This window comes from Streptomyces sp. NPDC043746 (assembly GCF_056436485.1).
In genome coordinates, this window is record NZ_JBWKCM010000013.1 from 144248 (window position 1) to 161425 (window position 17178).

Sequence of the window (17178 nt, forward strand, 5' to 3'; positions counted from 1 at the left end):
GGCCGGCAGGCTCTGTCAGCGGGCGGTCGTACCGTGGACGGCATGAACAGCTACGGGCTCGGTGGAGAGCCGGCCGTCGAGTGGTCCGTCGTGACGAGCGCCGTCGGACCGCTGCTGCTCGCCGCGACGCCCGTCGGCCTGGTCACCGTGGCCTTCCACGCCCGGCCCGACGTGCGGGACGCGGCGCTCGCCAGGCTGCGGACGCGGCTGGGCACGGAGCCGGTGGAGGCGCCCGGCTCGGCGCGGCTCGCCGAGCCGATACGCAGGCTCGCGGCGTACTTCGCGGGTGGGCTGCGGGAGTTCGGCCTGGAGCTGGACTGGTCGCTGACGGCCGGTTTCCCGCGCGAGGTGCTCCGCGAGCTGGAGTCCCAGGTGCCCTACGGGACGGTCATCGGGTACGGGGAGCTGGCCGCCCGGGTCGGGCGGCCGGAGGCGGCGCAGGCGGTGGGGGCCGCCATGGGGTCCAACCCGCTGCCTGTGGTGGTGCCCTGCCACCGGGTGGTGGAGAACGACGGCGGCCTCGGGGGGTTCGGCGGCGGGCTGGAGACGAAGCGGCGGCTGCTGGCGCTGGAGGGGCTGCTTCCGCAGCCGCTGTTCTAGCAGCAGCTGTCGGGGGAGCGCCGGTCCTGGGCCTGCTCCAGGGGGTGGCGATCCGGACGGTTCGTCGGCCGGTTCACCCGTGCGGGTGCAGCACGCCGTTCATGTGATGGCACACTGCGCCGGTGACACCACCACTCCCCCGCTCCGCCGTCCCGCCGGTCACGGCCGCCGCGCTGCCCGCCCTCCAGCGCCGCACCTCGGCCGTGCTCGTCGTCAGCCAGATACTCGGCGGCCTCGGTGTGGCCATCGGTATCGCCCTGGCTCCGATGCTGGCGACCGAGGTGACCGGCTCCGAGGCCCTGTCCGGTCTGGCCCCGACCGCCTCCGTCGTCGGCACGGCACTGCTGTCGCTGCCGCTGGCCGCCCTGATGACCTCGCGCGGCCGGCGCCCCGGCCTGGTGCTCGCCTATCTGATCGGCGCGCTCGGCGGTGCTCTGGTGGTCGTCGGCACGGTGGTCCGCAGCTTCCCGTTGCTGCTGCTCGGGATGGCCGCGTTCGGCGCCGGGTCCTCCGCCAACCTCCAGGCCCGGTTCGCGGCCGCCGACCTGGTCGGGCCGGAGCGGCGGGGCCGGGCGATCTCCACCGTCGTCTGGGCCACCACCATCGGCTCGGTGGTCGGCCCCAACATCGCGGCCCCGGCGGGCCGGGTGTTCCGCGGCAGCCCGGTACCCGAGACCGCGGGCCCCTATCTCTGGTCCGCGGTCGCCTTCCTGCTCGCCGGAGTGGTCGTGGCCGTGCTCCTGCGCCCCGACCCGCTGCTCACGGCACGCGCCCTGGCCCCGCAGAGCCCGCGGGGACGGCCGAAGCGGTCCCTGCGCGCCGGGGTCGCGGCGGTCCGCGCGTCGCCGATGGCTAAGCTGGCCCTGGGGACCGTCACCGTGTCGCACACCGCGATGGTGTCGATCATGGTCATGACCCCGGTCCATCTGGGCGGGCACGGCGCCGGTCTCCAGCTGATCGGGCTGGTCATCAGCGGCCACATCGCGGGCATGTACGCGTTCTCGCCGGTGATGGGGTGGCTGGCCGACCGGTTCGGCCGGCTCTCGGTGATCGGCCTGGCGGTCGGTCTGCTGAGCGGCGCCGCGCTGCTCGCGGGGACCGCGGGGCCCCGGCACGGCCAGACCGCCCTGGGGTTGTTCCTGCTCGGCCTCGGCTGGTCGGCGGGGATGATCGCCGGTTCGGCGCTGCTCACCGACTCCGTGGCGCAGGATGCCCGGGCGGCCGTGCAGGGCCTGTCGGACCTGACCATGAACGCGGCGGCGGGCATCGGCGGAGCGACGGCCGGGGTGATCGTCGCCCAGTGGGGGTACGGCCCGCTGAACGCGATCGGTGCCGCCCTGCTCCTGCCGGTGGCCGCGCTCGCCCTGCGCCGAAGCCTGAAGGGGGCAGAGCGGCCGGAGCCCTCTGAGCGGTCCGAGCACTCCGAGCGGTCGGACCCCTCTGAGCCCTCAGAGTCCACGAAGGCGTGAGCCCCAAGGGTGTGCGGGCGCGTAGGTGGGAGGGCCTGAAGGTGCGAGGGCCTGAAGGTGTGGGGCGCGAAGGCTCCCGCGCCTCACGGGGCCTTCACGCCGACGACCTCGCAGATCTCGGGGCCTCAGAGGCTGATGTGGTACGCCTTGCGGAGCGTCTCGTGGACCGTCCAGGTCGTCCGGTCGCCCTCGCGCAGTACGCAGGCGTCCCCCGGCCCGATCTCCAGGGTCGCGCCGCCCTCGACCGCCACGGTCGCCCGGCCGCTGACGACCACGAACAGCTCGTTCGCCTCGGTGTCGGTGACCACGCCCGGGGTGATCTGCCAGATCCCGCGCACCTGCTTGCCGTCGGCGGACTCCCACAGCACCTTGCCCGTCACCACGGGCTCACCCGAGACGATCTGGGCCGGGTCGAGGGGCTCCGGTTCAAGGTCGGCGTCCGGGATGTGTACGGCGAAGGAGGCGGGGGCCTGGTCATGTGTCGTCATGGCCGGTCACCCTAGCGACCGCTTCCGGCCGACCCGCCACCGGGACGGGCCGGAAACCGTCCCCTCGTGGTTTGCCGCCCTCCCGCCCGCGACAGGGATGGGGACATGCCACAGAACATCGACACCTCCTACGAGCCGGCCCTCTCCACCGAGGTACGCGCCGCCCTGGCCGACGGGCTCCCCGTCGTGGCCCTGGAGTCGACGATCATCGCGCATGGGCTGCCACGCCCCCGCAACCTCCGGGTGGCACGCGAGCTGGAAGGGATCGTCCGGTCCGCCGGGGCCGTCCCGGCGACCATCGCCGTTCTGGACGGGCGGGCCCATGTGGGGTTGGAGAAGGACCAGTTGGAGCGGATCGCCACCGATCCGGCGGTCCGGAAGCTGGGCCATCGCGACCTGGCCCCCGCGCTCGCGCTCGGGGCGAGCGGAGCGACGACGGTCTCCGCGACCGCGTTCCTCGCGGCCCGGGCGGGGCTGCGCTTCTTCGCCACCGGCGGGCTCGGGGGCGTACACCGGGAGTGGGCCGAGAGCCAGGACGAGTCCGCCGATCTGCGGCTGCTCGCCCGGACCGGGATCACGGTGATCTGCGCGGGAGTGAAGTCGATCCTCGACGTCCCCGCCACGCTCCAGCGGCTGGAGACCCTGGGGGTGGGCATCCTCGGTTACGGCACCGCGCACTTCCCGGGCTTCTACCTGAGCAGTTCGGGCCACCCGGTCGACTGGACCGTGCGCAGTCCGGGAGAGGTGGTGGAGGTGATGCGGGCGAAGGAGGCGCTGGGCGGCCCGGAGGCGGCGCTGATCGTCGCCAACCCCGTACCGGAAGCGGACCAGTTGGCCCCCGCCCTGCACGACCGGGTGCTGGCGGAGGCGCTCGACGCGTGCCGGGAGCGCGGGATCACCGGACAGGGCGTGACCCCCTTCCTGCTGGACCACCTGATGCGGCGGACCGAGGGCGCGTCGCTGGAGGCGAACCTGGCGGCGGTGCGCGGGAACGTACGGCTCGCGGCGGCGATCGCCGCGGCGGCAGCCGTACGGTGAGCCTCCCCCGGGCAGGCAGCGCCGCCGCCCCCGCCCCGGGGCGCGGGCTCCTCGTGGTCGGGGAGGTGGTCACGGACGTCGTGGCGCTGCACGGCTCCCCCCTCGTCCACGGCACGGACACCGCCGCCCGGATCCGGAGCGTGCCCGGCGGCGCGGGGGCCAACGTCGCGTGCTGGGCGGTGCGTTCGGGGTGCCGGGACGTGGCGCTGCTGGCACGGGCCGGGGCGGAGTCCGTCGACTGGCACCGGGACGCGCTGGAGGGGGCCGGGGTGCGGGCGCTGCTGGCGGTGGACGACGAGGTGGCGACCGCGACCGTCATCGCGCTGGTGGACTCCGCCGCCGAGCGGACCTTCCTGACCGACAGCGGGGCCGTACTTCGGCTCGCCGCCGAGGACTTCGCGCCCTCGATGCTCGACGGCACGGGGTGGCTGCACCTCTCCGGCTACCTCCTGTTCGCCGCCACCAGCCGTGCCGCCGCGCTGCTCGCCCTGCGGACCGCCCTGGAGCGCGGGGTTCCGGTGAGCGTGGACCCGGCGTCGGCGGGGTTTCTGGGGGAGCTGGGCCCGAAGCGGTTCCTGGAGTACGCCGAGGGGGCCGAGCTGCTGCTGCCGAACGCGGACGAGGCCCGGCTGCTGACCGGGCTGCCCGAACCGGCCGAGGCGGCGGCGGAGTTGAGCGTTACGTTCCCCCGCGTCGTCGTCACCCTGGGCGGCGGGGGCGCGGTGGTGGCGGCCGGGGGCCGGGTGACGGGGCGGGTCGATGCCCGGCCGGTACCCGCTCCCGTCGACTCCACCGGCGCGGGCGACGCGTTCACCGGCGGGTTCCTCGCGGCCGTGCTGGCGGGGGCGGACGACCGGGCCGCCGCGGCGGCGGGCTGCCGGGCGGGGGCCGAGGCGGTCGCCACGGTGGGGGGCCGGCCGCCCACGTAACCGGTATGCCCTCGCGTGAACCGGTGAGCCCGCACGTGCACAGCCCCCCTAGGCAGCGCCCACGCCCGACCACGCCGGATGCCCCGGGTCGTCGGCGCGCACGACCACGTCCGCCCGTTCGGCGGGCGCGGCCTCCTCCTCGTACCGGGCGAAAGCCGGCAGTGTCCACCGTTCCGCCTCCGGGGTGCGCCGTCGCAACGCGCCCGGCGAGAGCCGCACATGCACGCTCAGCGCGAACGGGAACCACTGGCCGAGCAGCAGCGGCCCGTGCACGATCGCCACCCCGCCCTCCGGCAGCCGGTGGTACGGAGTGCGCGTGGCCCGGTCCGTCGCCGGGTCCCACAGGTCGGGCAGCACCCGTCCGGAGCCGCCCGCCTCCAGCGGCCCGAACACCTCGCGCCAGAGCGCGCCCGTGTCGAACCAGCTGTCCGCGTACGCGTCCGGGTCCTCCTTCCCGTACTCGAACCGCAGGCTCGCCGGGCGCAGGAAGCCCTCCGTGGAGACCACGAGCACCGACCGGCCCCGCAGCCTCAGCTCCCCGGCGACGCGTTCGGCCAGGTCAGCGGTGCGGGCGGCCGGGGCGCCGTCGATGCCGAGGGCGAGCCGGGGCGATCCGTCGGCGGCGGTCAGGCCGTCCGCGTGCCGGGCCAGCTCGCCGGCCAGCCGTTCCCAGGTGATCGCTTCGAGTCGCACACCTCCATCATCCACGCGGGAGGACACGGACCGGGGGCACGGGCCCGCACGCCTCACCCGCCCCGCAGTTCGGTGGCGAGCGGCCCCTCCCCCGCCACCTCGATCCGGCCGTCCTTGACCGCCTCCGCGAGGGTGACACCGCCGCGTCCCAGCTCCAGGCAGAGTTCGGCGTCGAGGGTGATGCGGGCGTCGGGCCGGGGCGCCGGGCCGAACCCGTACAGCTCGCCGCCGGGCTCGACCGCCGCGCCTCCTCCCGTACGGACATGGAACTCGCCCTCTTCCAGCAGGACTTCGAGGACGCCCTCCTGGGTGAGACCGGCCAGGGCGCGCAGCAGGGGCAGGGCGAACCAGTGGGCGCGCACGGCGTCGGTGGGGCGGCGCTCGGTGAGGGCGGGGGCTCCCCACTCGGCGAGGGCGGTGAGGACGGGGAGCAGACCGTGGCCGCGCTCGGTCAGTTCGTAGACCGACGCGGCGGCGGGCGGCGGGAGCTTGCGGCGTACGGCGAGGCCGCCCTGCTCCATGTCCTTGAGACGGGAGGCCAGGACGTCGGTGGAGACGCCGGGCAGATCGGCGTGGAGGTCGGTGTAGCGGCGGGGTCCGGCGAGCAGTTCGCGGACGATCAGCAGCGTCCACCGGTCGCCCACGGAGTCGAGGGCGCGGGCGGTGGCGCAGAACTGGTCGTAGCTCCGGCGTCTGACGGGGCGTTGGGCGGCGGGCTGCTGACGTGGCATACGACGCAGTCTAGACATGTTGTTGGACTTTCCAAGCTCCAGCTTGGTAAAACCAAGTGTCGCAGTTCGGCTCGGGGAGGCACCGCATGGAGTTCCGGCAGTCCAGCAAGCTCAACGAGGTCTGTTACGAGATCCGGGGCCCGGTCATCGAGCAGGCCAACGCCCTGGAGGAGGCGGGCCACAGCGTGCTCCGGCTCAACACGGGCAATCCGGCGCTCTTCGGCTTCGAGGCGCCGGAGGAGATCGTCCAGGACATGATTCGGATGCTGCCCCAGGCCCACGGGTACACCGACTCGCGCGGGATCCTCTCCGCACGGCGGGCGGTGGCCCAGCGCTACCAGGCCATGGGGCTGACCGAGGTCGGCGTGGACGACGTCTTCCTGGGCAACGGGGTCTCCGAGCTGATCTCGATGGCCGTGCAGGCGCTGCTGGAGGACGGCGACGAAGTGCTGATCCCGGCCCCGGACTTCCCGCTCTGGACGGCGGTGACCACGCTCGCGGGCGGCAAGGCCGTGCACTACGTCTGCGACGAGGGCTCCGACTGGAATCCGGACCTCGCCGACATGGCGTCGAAGATCACCGACCGGACCAGGGCCGTCGTGATCATCAACCCGAACAACCCCACCGGGGCGGTCTATCCGCGCGAGATCCTCGAAGGCATCCTGGATCTGGCCCGCCGGCACCACCTGATGGTCTTCGCGGACGAGATCTACGACCAGATCCTGTACGACGGGGCCGAGCACCACAGCGCGGCCGTCCTCGCCCCGGACCTGGTGTGCCTCACCTTCAGCGGACTCTCGAAGACGTACCGGGTGGCAGGATTCCGCTCCGGCTGGATGGTGGTCTCCGGTCCGCAGCAGCACGCCCGCAACTATCTGGAGGGCCTGACCACGCTGGCCTCCATGCGGCTCTGCCCCAACGCGCCCGCGCAGTACGCCATCCAGGCCGCGCTCGGCGGGCGGCAGTCCATCCGGGAGCTGGTGGCGCCGGGCGGCAGGCTGCACGAGCAGCGCGACCGGGCATGGGAGCGCCTGAACGAGATCCCCGGCGTCTCGTGCGTGAAGCCGAAGGGCGCGCTGTACGCCTTTCCGCGCATCGATCCGAAGGTCCACACCATCGTCGACGACGAGAAGTTCGTGCTGGACCTGCTGCTGCGCGAGAAGATCCAGGTGGTGCAGGGCACGGGCTTCAGCTGGCCGCGTCCGGACCACTTCCGCATCCTGACGCTTCCGTACGCCGACGACCTGGACGCGGCCATCAGCCGCATCGGCCGCTTCCTCAGCGGCTACCGGCAGTGACCCGGCCTCGGGGATCCGGGGGCCCTGGGCGCAGGAGCGGGCCCGGAGGCGTAGCCGGCCTCCGGGCCCCGAGGGTGCCGCCCATCGGGCACGCCGGCGCGTTTAAGGGTCCGGGTCAGTCATGATGTCGTCGCGTCCTGCCTTTGGACCACCGCAGATCGGAGCTCTGCGGGCCGGACTTGAACCGGCATCTCGACGCGCGCGGGCCCGGGCCCGTTCGATCCGGCGATCGGCGGCGAATGCTGAGTCTGGAGCAAGAGTCTGAGATTGACGGCGGTCTGCCTCTGCCTGCTTGGGCTACTCCGGCCCGTGCCGGAGGGAGGAGTCGAACCTCCACTGGAACCGCGCCTTCACGACAAGCTTCCGTTTCAGCTTGCGCTCCTCGCGCACCCCGGTCGCCGTCATCGGCGGCCGGGGAATCCATGGTCGGTCACCCGAAGAGGTAACCGAATACCGCTTCACCCACCCGCTGGTCGGTGACTTCTGCGCCGTTGGCCTCCTCGCGGGCGAACTTCACGGCCTGCTGGAGCTTCTCGATCCGGTCCAGCAGCTCGTTGACGCGTCGCGCGGGCAGCGCACCGGAGAACTTGACGGTGGTCCAGTACCCGATCGGGATGTCCTCGTAGTACACCTCGACCTGGGCCGGGTGCTTCTCGGTGGCCTCCGCCTTGACGTGGTTGCGGGGCACCTTCTTCGTACGGACCGTGCGGACCGGCTCGGTCTTCCAGGCGTCGGTCGACGGGTCCTGCACCCAGGCCTCGGCCGCGTCCAGCACCGGGAGCTTGCGGATGAAGGTGTTGAGGTCGGTCAGCTGCTTCTCCAGGAAGAGCAGATACGACACCGGCACCTCGGCCACCAGCACCCGGCCGTCGACCTTCACATCGGCCCGGGCCGAGCAGTTGGCCCAGTCCTTGGTGGCGGTCACGTCGAAGAGCCGGGTGAGCGTGGTGGCGGTCTCCCGCAGCACGTCCTCGGTCCTGACCTGGACCAGGGTCGACTCGGGCGGAAGCTGCTCGCCCTCCTCGTCCTTGGGCTGGTAGGTCCGGGAGATACCGGCCAGCAGCGCGGCCTTCTGCAGGCCGTGGTGTGCTGCCGTGAGGTCCTGGTGCGCCTTGGACTTGACGCCCTTCTCCACTGCGATGATCTGATTGAGTTTCGCCACGTCGGGGACGCTAACAGGGCCGACTGGCCGGTGGCCAAAGGTTTTGCCGCCCGTCTCCGGCCCCCGGGCGTGACGCTCGCCCGGAGGCGCGGTTCAGCGGACGTACGACGGGGTGTCCTCCGGGTCCGGGACCGCGTCGCCGGCCAGCAGCGCTTCGAGGACGGCGACCGGGTCGGGGTGCGGGGCGGCCCGGGGCCACCAGTCGTCGGCGCCGGGGTCGGACTCGTAGCCGTACCAGCGCATGTCGTGGCCGAAGCGGAGCTGGAACGAGCCGTCGGGGTGGGTGAGGTGGTTGCGCCGGGGCGTGAAGCGCGGGAACCCGGCGGCGGCCAGCAGCGGTCTGGCCCGGTCGAACGGCCCGGCCGGCGGGTCCCAGGGCTCCTCCAGGACCGCCAGCCCCTCGGCTCCGCCCTGCCGCCAGGCGGCCACCGCGCGGGCCAGGCCGGTGGTGTTGCGGCCGGTGGCGTGGGCCAGCTCCCGGTAGAGCGCGCGGGTGGTGGCGGTGAGCCCGGCGGTCGGGCGGGAGGCGGCGATCCGGACGGCGTCCTGCCAGGGGGTGAGCCCGGCCAGCGGGTCGCGGCCCGTCGTCAGGAGCGCGTGGGCGCGGGCCGCCGCGTCGGTGGCGAGGTGCTCCAAGCCCAGCGGGTCGCGCGCGCCCGGCAGATCCGGGTAGGACGGCGGCCGGTCGGGATGGGCCGGTACGGGGAGGGGCGGCGGGAGCGGCGGCAGGAAGCGGTCCGCCAAGGCCTTTGCCGCGGGGAGGGACGGGGCGACGGGAGGGGCGGCGGGGCGTTCGCGGGCGGAGTGCTCGGCGTTGCGGCGGCCCAGCTCGTCCAGCAGATCGCGCTCGCCCCGGCCCCGCATCAGCAGCAGGACGAACGGGTCGCTGTCGAGCAGCCGTGCGGTCTGGTAGCAGAGGGCGGCGACGTGCTTGCAGGGCCGGCCGTGGTCGGGGCACGTACAGCTCGGGTCCAGGTCGTCCCCGCCGGGCAGAAGCCGGACGCCGGCGTCCCGGGCGGTGTCGGCCAGGGAGTGCGGCATCTCCTTGGCCAGCAGCGCGGAAAGGTGGCCGGGGTGGGCGGCGACCGCGTCGAGCAGGGTGTCCCAGCCGGTGTCGGTGAAGGTGCGCAGCCGCAGCTCCGAACGGTAGGGGCGGGGGCGGCTGCCGTGCACATAGGCGACGGCCCGGCCGGGGGTGACGGTGATCGCGGCGACCTTGCCCTCGTCGGCGTAGGCCCGGCCGCGGGCGAGCCGGGCCCCGTCCATCGACAACGACTCCAGCGCGGCCACCCAGGCGCGGCCCCACCAGCTGTCCGCGAAGGGATCGCCCTCCCGCGCGGTCCGGGCGGGCACGGCGTCGAAGCTACGCCGCAGATCGTCGGGGCCCGGCCGCGCACGCGGCGCCGAGCGGGGCACCGGGGCCGGGCGGGGTGCCGCCCCGGACGCCGCTGCCGGACGCGGCCGGGAACCGGGGGCCGGGCGCGGGCTCATGCGGGCCTCCGCAGCGAGACGAGGTCGGCCAGATCGCGGTCGCTCAGCTCGGTCAGGGCGGTCTCCCCCGTGCCGAGAACCGCGTCCGCCAAGGCCCGCTTGGACTCCAGCAGCTCGCCGATGCGGTCCTCCACCGTGCCCTCCGCGACGAGGCGGTGGACCTGCACGGGCTGGGTCTGGCCGATGCGGTACGCCCGGTCGGTGGCCTGCTCCTCCACGGCCGGGTTCCACCAGCGGTCGTAGTGGACGACATGGGCGGCTCGGGTGAGGTTGAGCCCGGTCCCGGCGGCCTTGAGGGAGAGCAGGAAGACGGGGACCTCACCGGACTGGAAGCGGTCCACCATCCGCTCCCGCTCGGCCACCGGCGTACCGCCGTGCAGCAGCTGGGAGGGGACCGCCCGGGAGGCGAGGTGCGCGGAGAGGAGCCGCGCCATGGTCACGTACTGGGTGAAGACCAGGACCGAGCCGTCCTCGGCCAGGATCGTGTCGAGGAGTTCGTCGAGCAGGGCGAGCTTGCCGGAGCGGCCGGTGAGCCGGGTGGGCTCCTCCTTCAGATACTGCGCGGGGTGGTTGCAGATCTGCTTGAGCGCGGTCAGCAGCTTCATGACGAGGCCGCGGCGGGCGATGCCCTCGGCCCCCTCGATCCGCGCCATCGTCTCGCGCACCACCGCCTCGTAGAGCGTGGCCTGCTCCCGGGTGAGGGAGACGGGGTGGTCGGTCTCCGTCTTGGGCGGCAGTTCGGGGGCGATGCCGGGGTCGGACTTCTTGCGGCGGAGCAGGAAGGGACGGACCAGTCGGGCGAGCCGCTCGACCGCCTCCTCGTTGCCGAGACCGGCGGCGGTGTCGGTGCTCTCCACGATCCGGGCGTGCCGGGCCCGGAACGCCTTGAGCGGGCCGAGCAGTCCGGGGGTCGTCCAGTCGAGCAGGGCCCACAGCTCGGAGAGGTTGTTCTCCACGGGGGTGCCGGTCAGGGCGACCCTGGCCGGGGCGGGAATGGTGCGCAGGGCCTTGGCGGTGGAGGAGTGCGGGTTCTTGATGTGCTGGGCCTCGTCGGCGACGACCAGCCCCCAGGTGTGCGCGGCGAGTTGCCCGGCGCTGGAGCGCATCGTGCCGTACGTGGTGAGGACGAAGCCGCCGTCCTGCCCGCCCAGCTCCCGGGCGGTGCCGTGGAAGCGCCGGACCGGCACGCCCGGGGCGAAGCGCTGGATCTCCCGGTGCCAGTTGCCTAGGAGGGAGGCGGGGCAGACGACGAGCGTGGGGGCCTGCCGGGCCCGGTGCAGATGAAGGGCGATGAGGGTGATCGTCTTGCCGAGGCCCATGTCGTCGGCCAGACAGCCGCCCAGCCCGAGCGAGGTCATCCGGTCCAGCCAGGCCAGGCCGCGCAGCTGGTAGTCGCGCAGGGTCGCGTCGAGCCCGGGCGGTGGTGCGATCGTGGTGTCCTCGTCGAGGATCCGCGTGCGGAGGGCGGCGAGGGCTCCGGCGGGCACGGCCTCGACCTGCTCCCCGTCCACCTCGGCGGTCCCGGTGAGGGCGACGGCCAGGGCGTCCACCGGGTCCAGCAGCCCCAGCTCCCGCTTGCGCGCCTTGCGTACGAGGCCGGGGTCGACGACCACCCACTGGTCGCGCAGGCGCACCACCGGGCGGTGGGCCTCCGCGAGGGTGTCCATCTCGGCCTCGGTCAGCCGCTCGTCGCCCAGGGACAGCTGCCAGTCGAAGGAGAAGAGCTGCTCGGCGTCGAAGAACGAGGTGCCGTCGGTGGCCGATCCGGGCGCGGGCCGGACGACGGCGGCCGCGGTGAGCGAACGGGCCAGCTCGCGCGGCCAGTGCACCTGGACCCCGGCGGCCGCGAGCCGGGCCCCCGCGTCGCTCAGCAGTTCGTACAGCTCGTCCTCGGTGATCGCGAGCACATCGGGGACGGGCTGGTCGAGGAGCCGTTCCAGCGGGGCCCAGACCCGGGCGGCACGGCGCAGCGCCAGAACCGCGTCGACCTGGGAGCGCGGCCCGAACGGCTCGCCGGCGAGCCCGTTCCACAGGGCGGCGGCGTCGATCACGTACGTCGGGTCCGCGAGGCTGTGCACCTGCACGACGGCCGCGGCGGCATGGCGGTGCGCCGGGTCTTCGGGGTGCGCCGGACCGGGGCGGTGCGCGGGGTCGTGCGGGTGCACCGGGTCCTGGGGCTGCCCTGCGGACTCTGTGTGCGCCGGAGCGTCCTCCCCGGCTGCCGTGACGGCGTAGGTGTCGGCGGTGTCGAACAGTTCGTGGGCGGAGAGGTCGAGCCGGAGCGAGACCCGCACCCCCGCGTCCGTGCCGGAGGCCACCTCGACGGCCCAGGCGGCGGCGTGCGGCAGGTGCTGGGGCTCACGGGCGGCGAAGGGCGCGCCCATCGCGAAGGCGGCGGCGGGGGTGCGCGGGAGGGTGTCGGCCACCGCGTCCAGGAAGGAGCCGAGCAGCGCCTCCGGGTCGGGGAGCAGGGGCGGGTCCAGCCCCGGGAGCGGCACCGCGTGCCCCTCGGGCGGCAGCGCGGCGGCGGCCGCCCGCAGATGCGCGACGTCCTCGGCGTCCCGGGGGCCCGCCCGCCACGCGTCGTGGCCGTCCGCCGTGAGGCCGGGCAGGAGCCTGCCGCGTGCGACCAGGTGGAGGGCGTGCAGGGCGGCCGCGCCCCAGCAGCGGGTGGCGGGGTGGGCGGACGCCTGGTGCCGGGCCCGGACGAGCACGGGCAGCGCGTCCGCCACGGAGAGCAGCGCGGCGGGCACCTCGACGCTGCGGACACCGGGGTGCCCGTCGGCCGGGGACCCACCGGGGCCCGTCTCCCGCCGGACCACGGTGACCTCGGCCGGGCGGTACGGCACGGTGTCGGCCGGAGCCCGGTCGTCGGCAGCGGACCCGTCCGCGTACACGAAGGGCGACGGGGCCGCGGGGCCCTCGGCATGCGGGTCCCAGAAGGCGAACAGGCCGTCCCTCGGGACGGAGCCGGGCAGGAAGACCGCCGCACAGCGCAGCAGACGGCCGACGTCCGCCTCCCGCGGCTCGCCACCGCCCGGAGCGCGCGCACCCTCAGCAGCCATACCGGTCACCTCCCTCCCGACCTGATCCACCGATATGCCCGACCCACCGGCTCGACGCCGACCGGATCCAGCACCGTTCCTCGCTGACCCTGCGAGTCTAGGCGGGGGGTCTGACAATGCCGTCCGCAGCCGTATCACCGCAGGTCGAAGCGGGGTACGGCACAGGCGGAACCACCGGGGAGCGGACACGTCGAGAGACGGGCGAGCGGTGTCCCCGTACCAGCGCGGGGCGGCTCTCCGCGGTCCGGCCGCCGACGCGGGATGTCCCTGCTCCACCCCGCCCCCTCGCCCGGTCGGCCGCGCACCGGATGCCCGGGGGGTGCGGAGCGGGCAGGGTGGCCAGCGCCAGCACGTCTCCGCGGCGCACCGATGAGAGCCGAAGGCGTACCGAACGAACCGGACGAGCACCGGTGAGAGCCGGACGAGCACCGGACGAGCAGACGAGGACCCGCCCATGTCCGTGACCGCGCCCGATCCCCGCCGCCGACGCCGTCTCGGCGCCGTCGCCGCAGCCTCGCTCCTCGCCCTCACCGTCTCGGGCTGCTCCGGCCTCGGCCGTACCGCCGTCGGCCCGGTGACCTATCACACCGACCGCCACGCGGTGGTGCAGGTCAACAGCCCCTCTGTACGCGGCTGCCACCGGCTCGCCCCCAGCGGGGCCAGGGAGATCGAGAACGGCACGCTGGTCGACATCGTCCTCTACCCCACCCGCGACTGCACCGGTGAGGGGACGGCCTATGTGGCCACCCGGTTCAGCGATGTGGCGGCCGAGAGCGGCCCGCCGTGGCGCAGCTACACCTTCGTGCACTGAGCGAACCGCATACGGAAACCGCAGGTCAGCGGAGTGGGCGGGCCGGCAGCCGGGAGGGCGGGCCGGCAGCCAGGTGCCGGCGTCGGTGGGGGCGCGGTCCACCGTCAGCCCCGCCGCCGGTCGTCCGGCGAGCGGCCCCTCGGACAGCGCGCGACCGGAACGTCCCTGTCCACCGGGCGACACCGAAGTGGTGCTCCGCACGCCGAACGCACGCCGTCCCCCACCGCCTCGGCGGGGACGATCCGTATACGGCAGCCGGAGGCGCCGCCCCGCTCCCACGGCGGCTTCGAGCGGTGTGCCACGCCTTCTCGCTGGATGGGGGCGATCCCCTCGCCCCTCGCCCGACGGCGGCGGACGCGCAGCATGCCCGTCCCGCGGAGGCTCGCGCCGGGCGCGGCCAGCGAGGCGATCACGTCCGGCTCCGCGCCGGCGGCGAGCCGTCGGTACAGCTCGACGGCGCACCCGTCCGGAGTGAGGACCCCGGGCCCGACCCCGCGTATCCCCCCGTGCGGGTGCTCCGCTCAGGAGGGACCAACGGATCGCCGGGCGGCCCGGGTTCCCGCCGGGGACGCGGAGGGTCCATGCTGGAGGGTGAGGTGATCGCCATGCGTACCGGCAGCGAGCCCGCGACCGCCCGCAGTCCGCTGCGGATGCGGCTCTGGCTGAGTCTCTGGGGGACGTTCTGGGCCCTCTTCGGCCTGCTGGCCTTCTCACTGACCGGGCGGCCGGGCTGGGCGGTGGCGTGCGCGGCGCTCCTGGCCCTCACGATCCTGGACCTCTGCGTGGTCACGTACCGCATGCGCCAGGGCGCGCGCTACCAGCCGGGCCGGGACGTGCCGCCGTACGAACCCGACCGGAGCGGCCGCCCCCAGTGGCGCAGGCCGGACCCCGGGGACCGTACGAAACCTCCGTGAGGCGCCTGGAGGAGGCCTGCGGACCTGGTGACGGCCGTCGGACCCGGCGCCGGGCATCGAAAGCACGCCCTGGGTTCCGCCCCGGCCCGTCGGCCCGTGCGGACGGCGCTCAGCCCTCGGCCTCGAAGCGGGCCGCCTTCAGGTACTCCGGCCTCGGATCGAGCGCCGCCGCAAGCCGGAAGTGGCGCGTCGCCGCGTCCGGGCGCCCTGCCCGCTCGAAAGTGCGGGCCAGTGCGTAGTGGGCGAACGCGTTGTCCGGCTCGCGCTCCAGCACCAGCTCGAATTCCAGCTCGGCCGGGCGCAGTTGGGCGGCGGCGAAGAAGGCGCGGGCCCGGAGCAGCCGGGCGGCGGTGTTCTCCGGGTGGGCGGCGATCACCGAGTCGAGGAGTTTGACCGCGCCCCGGGGGTCCCGGGCGTCGAGCAGCTGCTCGGCCGCGCGGAAGTCGATGACGTGGGTTTCCGGGTTGCTCTCGGGCACGGTCGCATCCTTCCCTCACTCCCGCGATTCCAACGCTCGGTCGGTGTCCGGTATTCCGGCCCGGGTTCGGCCCGTAGCGGCCGGGTCCAGCCGGTGGCGCCCGGGTTCACCCGGTGGCGGCTGCCGCCCTGCGCAGCAGTTCCTCCCAGACCTCGCGGACCTGCGGCTCCAGGGCCTCCAGCGGCCCGTCGTTGTCCACGGTCAGATCGGCGATGGCGAGGCGTTCCTCGCGGGTCGCCTGAGCGGCCATCCTGGCACGGGCGTCGGACTCGGTCATGCCACGCAGGTGCACCAGTCGGTCGAGCTGGGTCTCTGCCGACGCGTCCACGACCACGACCAGGTCGTACAGGGGCGCGAGGCCGTTCTCGGCCAGCAGCGGTACGTCATGGACGACGACAGCCTCCGCGCCGGCCTCCCGCTCCAGCTCGGCGGCGCGGGCGCCGACCAGGGGGTGGACGATGGCGTTGAGCGCGGCGAGGCGGTCCGGGTCGGCGAAGACGATCGCGCCGAGCGCCGCCCGGTCCAGGGTCCCGTCGGGGGCCAGGATGTCCGCCCCGAACTCCTCGACCACGGCCGCGAGCCCGGGGGTTCCGGGCTCGACGGCCTCACGCGCGATCCGGTCGGAGTCGACCAGCACGGCCCCGTACGAGACGAGCAGCCGCGACACTTCGCTCTTGCCGGCGCCGATCCCGCCGGTCAGGCCCACTTTCAGCATGGCCCGCAGCCTACGGGCCCGGCCGGGGCACCGGGCGACCGCCCTCCGGCTCGGTGCGGCACCACCGGGTGGTGGACCCCGCCCACTCCGCGGCCCGGTGCGCGCAGCGGCCTGTTCCACGCCCGGACCGGCCGGGTGCTCGGCGATCAGGGGTGAGCGCCCGGCCTCGCCCGGCGGGCCGGGCGGGGCGCTCAGCCGTCACCCTCCCGCTCCGCGAGGAAGCGCTCGAACTCGCGGCCGATCTCGTCGGCGGAAGGCAGATCCACCGGTTCGGCGACCAGGTTGCCCCGCGTCTCGGAGCCGGCGACCGCGTCGTACTGGTGCTCGAGGCCCTCGACGAGGGAGACCAGTTCCTCGTCGCCCTGGCGGATCTGCCGGTCGATCTCCGTCTGGGTGCGGTGCGCCTCGGTGCGCAGGGAGTGCGCGAGGGCGGGCAGGACCAGGCCGGTCGCGGCGGTGATCGCCTCCAGCGCGGTCAGGGCCGCGTCCGGGTACGCGGAGCGGGCCACGTAGTGCGGGACGTGGGCGGCGACCCCGAGGACGTCGTGGCCGGACTCCATCAGCCGGTACTCGATGAGGGACTCCGCCGAGCCGGGGACCTGGGCCTCGTCGAAGGGGCTGCGGTGGCCCGGCATCAGGTCGGTGCGGTTGCCGTGCGGGGTGATGCCGACGGGGCGGGTGTGCGGGACGCCCATGGGGATGCCGTGGAAGTTGACCGTGAGGCGGACGCCCAGGCGCTCGACGATCTGCTCGACGGCGGCGGCGAACCGCTCCCACTCCACGTCCGGCTCCGGGCCCGACAGCAGCAGGAAGGGTGCTCCGGTGGCGTCCTGGACGACCCGGACCTCCAGCGTCGGGGCCTCGAAGGCGGTCCAGCGGTCGCGCCGGAAGGTCAGCAGCGGGCGCCGGGCGCGGTAGTCGACGAGCCGGTCGTGGTCGAAGCGGGCCACGACCTGGTGGGGCAGCGTTTCGAGCAGGCCTTCGACGATCTGCTCGCCGGCCTCGCCCGCGTCGATGTACCCGTCGAAGTGGTAGAGCATGACCAGGCCGGCCGACTCCTGGGCCAGCGCCATGTCGACGACGGCCAGGCCCTTCGGCTCCCATTCGTACAAACTCTGCGGATCAGGCACGGTTACCGCTCCTCCTCGTGTTCCCTGGGAAGAACGCGGCCGGTTCCATGAGCATTCCCCGCGACCGCGCATTCCGGCAACGGGTCGTCAGGTAAGGCCGGTTGGGCCATCAGCCATGACCCCTCGCCTATTGGTCCAGACCTTGACGCACCCTGCCCCAGCCCCT

General features: G+C 74.3%; 16 protein-coding genes and 1 pseudogene. 7 read left to right on the top strand and 10 right to left on the bottom strand.

All coding sequences use genetic code 11. The features are described 5' to 3' along the window. The first annotated feature begins 42 nt into the window (after positions 1 to 42). Both AC0682_RS16715 and AC0682_RS16720 read left to right on the top strand, forming a co-directional pair. A complete protein-coding gene (locus AC0682_RS16715) occupies positions 43 to 600 on the top strand; it encodes a methylated-DNA--[protein]-cysteine S-methyltransferase (RefSeq protein ID WP_478533540.1) in 558 nt (185 codons plus the stop codon). Positions 601 to 803: 203 nt separating this feature from the next. Continuing rightward, positions 804 to 2069, top strand: coding sequence for an MFS transporter (locus AC0682_RS16720; protein WP_478533580.1), 1266 nt, complete (start codon positions 804 to 806; stop codon positions 2067 to 2069). A 125-nt stretch (positions 2070 to 2194) separates the two neighbouring features. On the opposite strand, the gene AC0682_RS16725 is transcribed toward AC0682_RS16720, so the two are convergent. Continuing rightward, positions 2195 to 2557, bottom strand: a complete 363-nt coding sequence (locus AC0682_RS16725; RefSeq protein ID WP_478533542.1) for a cupin domain-containing protein — start codon at positions 2555 to 2557, stop codon at positions 2195 to 2197. A 105-nt stretch (positions 2558 to 2662) separates the two neighbouring features. Between AC0682_RS16725 and AC0682_RS16730 the strand changes: the two genes are divergently transcribed. Both AC0682_RS16730 and AC0682_RS16735 read left to right on the top strand, forming a co-directional pair. Further along, positions 2663 to 3595, top strand: a complete 933-nt coding sequence (locus tag AC0682_RS16730) for a pseudouridine-5'-phosphate glycosidase (protein ID WP_478533543.1) — start codon at positions 2663 to 2665, stop codon at positions 3593 to 3595. Further along, positions 3592 to 4524 carry a carbohydrate kinase family protein gene (locus AC0682_RS16735; protein WP_478533544.1) on the top strand — a complete coding sequence of 311 codons (933 nt, stop codon included), beginning with the start codon at positions 3592 to 3594 and terminating at the stop codon, positions 4522 to 4524. Before AC0682_RS16730 ends, AC0682_RS16735 begins: the two co-directional genes overlap by 4 nt. Positions 4525 to 4572: 48 nt before the next feature. On the opposite strand, the gene AC0682_RS16740 is transcribed toward AC0682_RS16735, so the two are convergent. Then, positions 4573 to 5217, bottom strand: a complete 645-nt coding sequence (locus AC0682_RS16740; protein WP_478533546.1) for a nucleoside/nucleotide kinase family protein — start codon at positions 5215 to 5217, stop codon at positions 4573 to 4575. Between the two features lie 53 nt (positions 5218 to 5270). Further along, entirely contained in the window at positions 5271 to 5948 is a 678-nt protein-coding gene (locus AC0682_RS16745; RefSeq protein WP_478533547.1) for a winged helix-turn-helix transcriptional regulator, read from the bottom strand. A gap of 86 nt (positions 5949 to 6034) precedes the next feature. On the opposite strand from AC0682_RS16745, the gene AC0682_RS16750 reads away from it, so the two are divergent. Further along, entirely contained in the window at positions 6035 to 7246 is a 1212-nt protein-coding gene (locus AC0682_RS16750) for a pyridoxal phosphate-dependent aminotransferase (protein WP_478533549.1), read from the top strand. A gap of 430 nt (positions 7247 to 7676) precedes the next feature. Here AC0682_RS16750 and AC0682_RS16755 read toward each other — a convergent pair whose 3' ends face one another. The 3 genes from AC0682_RS16755 to AC0682_RS16765 form a co-directional block, all read right to left on the bottom strand. Next, on the bottom strand, positions 7677 to 8408 hold the full coding sequence (locus AC0682_RS16755) for a DUF7873 family protein (RefSeq protein WP_478533551.1): 732 nt from the start codon (positions 8406 to 8408) through the stop codon (positions 7677 to 7679). Positions 8409 to 8501: 93 nt separating this feature from the next. Then, positions 8502 to 9899 (bottom strand): SWIM zinc finger family protein, encoded by a 1398-nt coding sequence (locus AC0682_RS16760; RefSeq protein WP_478533552.1) that lies wholly within the window; start codon positions 9897 to 9899, stop codon positions 8502 to 8504. Continuing rightward, a complete protein-coding gene (locus AC0682_RS16765) occupies positions 9896 to 12964 on the bottom strand; it encodes a DEAD/DEAH box helicase (RefSeq protein ID WP_478533554.1) in 3069 nt (1022 codons plus the stop codon). The genes AC0682_RS16760 and AC0682_RS16765 overlap by 4 nt, the downstream gene beginning before the upstream one ends. 454 nt (positions 12965 to 13418) lie before the next feature. Here AC0682_RS16765 and AC0682_RS16770 point away from each other — a divergent pair, with 454 nt between their 5' ends. Further along, positions 13419 to 13775, top strand: coding sequence for a hypothetical protein (locus tag AC0682_RS16770; protein ID WP_478533556.1), 357 nt, complete (start codon positions 13419 to 13421; stop codon positions 13773 to 13775). A gap of 54 nt (positions 13776 to 13829) precedes the next feature. On the opposite strand, the pseudogene AC0682_RS16775 reads toward AC0682_RS16770, so the two are convergent. After that, a pseudogene (locus AC0682_RS16775) lies at positions 13830 to 14275 on the bottom strand (hypothetical protein); the annotation flags it as partial. 81 nt (positions 14276 to 14356) lie between these two features. Here AC0682_RS16775 and AC0682_RS16780 point away from each other — a divergent pair. Next, positions 14357 to 14689 (top strand): DUF6343 family protein, encoded by a 333-nt coding sequence (locus tag AC0682_RS16780; RefSeq protein WP_478533557.1) that lies wholly within the window; start codon positions 14357 to 14359, stop codon positions 14687 to 14689. Between the two features lie 109 nt (positions 14690 to 14798). Here the strand turns inward: AC0682_RS16780 and AC0682_RS16785 are convergent, their stop codons facing one another. From AC0682_RS16785 to AC0682_RS16795, 3 genes are all read right to left on the bottom strand, one after another. Next, on the bottom strand, positions 14799 to 15167 hold the full coding sequence (locus AC0682_RS16785; protein ID WP_478533559.1) for a tetratricopeptide repeat protein: 369 nt from the start codon (positions 15165 to 15167) through the stop codon (positions 14799 to 14801). Between the two features lie 106 nt (positions 15168 to 15273). Beyond that, complete coding sequence (gene coaE, locus AC0682_RS16790) at positions 15274 to 15882, bottom strand: dephospho-CoA kinase (RefSeq protein ID WP_478533560.1); 609 nt, start codon at positions 15880 to 15882, stop codon at positions 15274 to 15276. 191 nt (positions 15883 to 16073) lie between these two features. Then, a complete protein-coding gene (locus AC0682_RS16795; protein ID WP_254812806.1) occupies positions 16074 to 17012 on the bottom strand; it encodes a PAC2 family protein in 939 nt (312 codons plus the stop codon). Positions 17013 to 17178 lie beyond the last annotated feature (166 nt).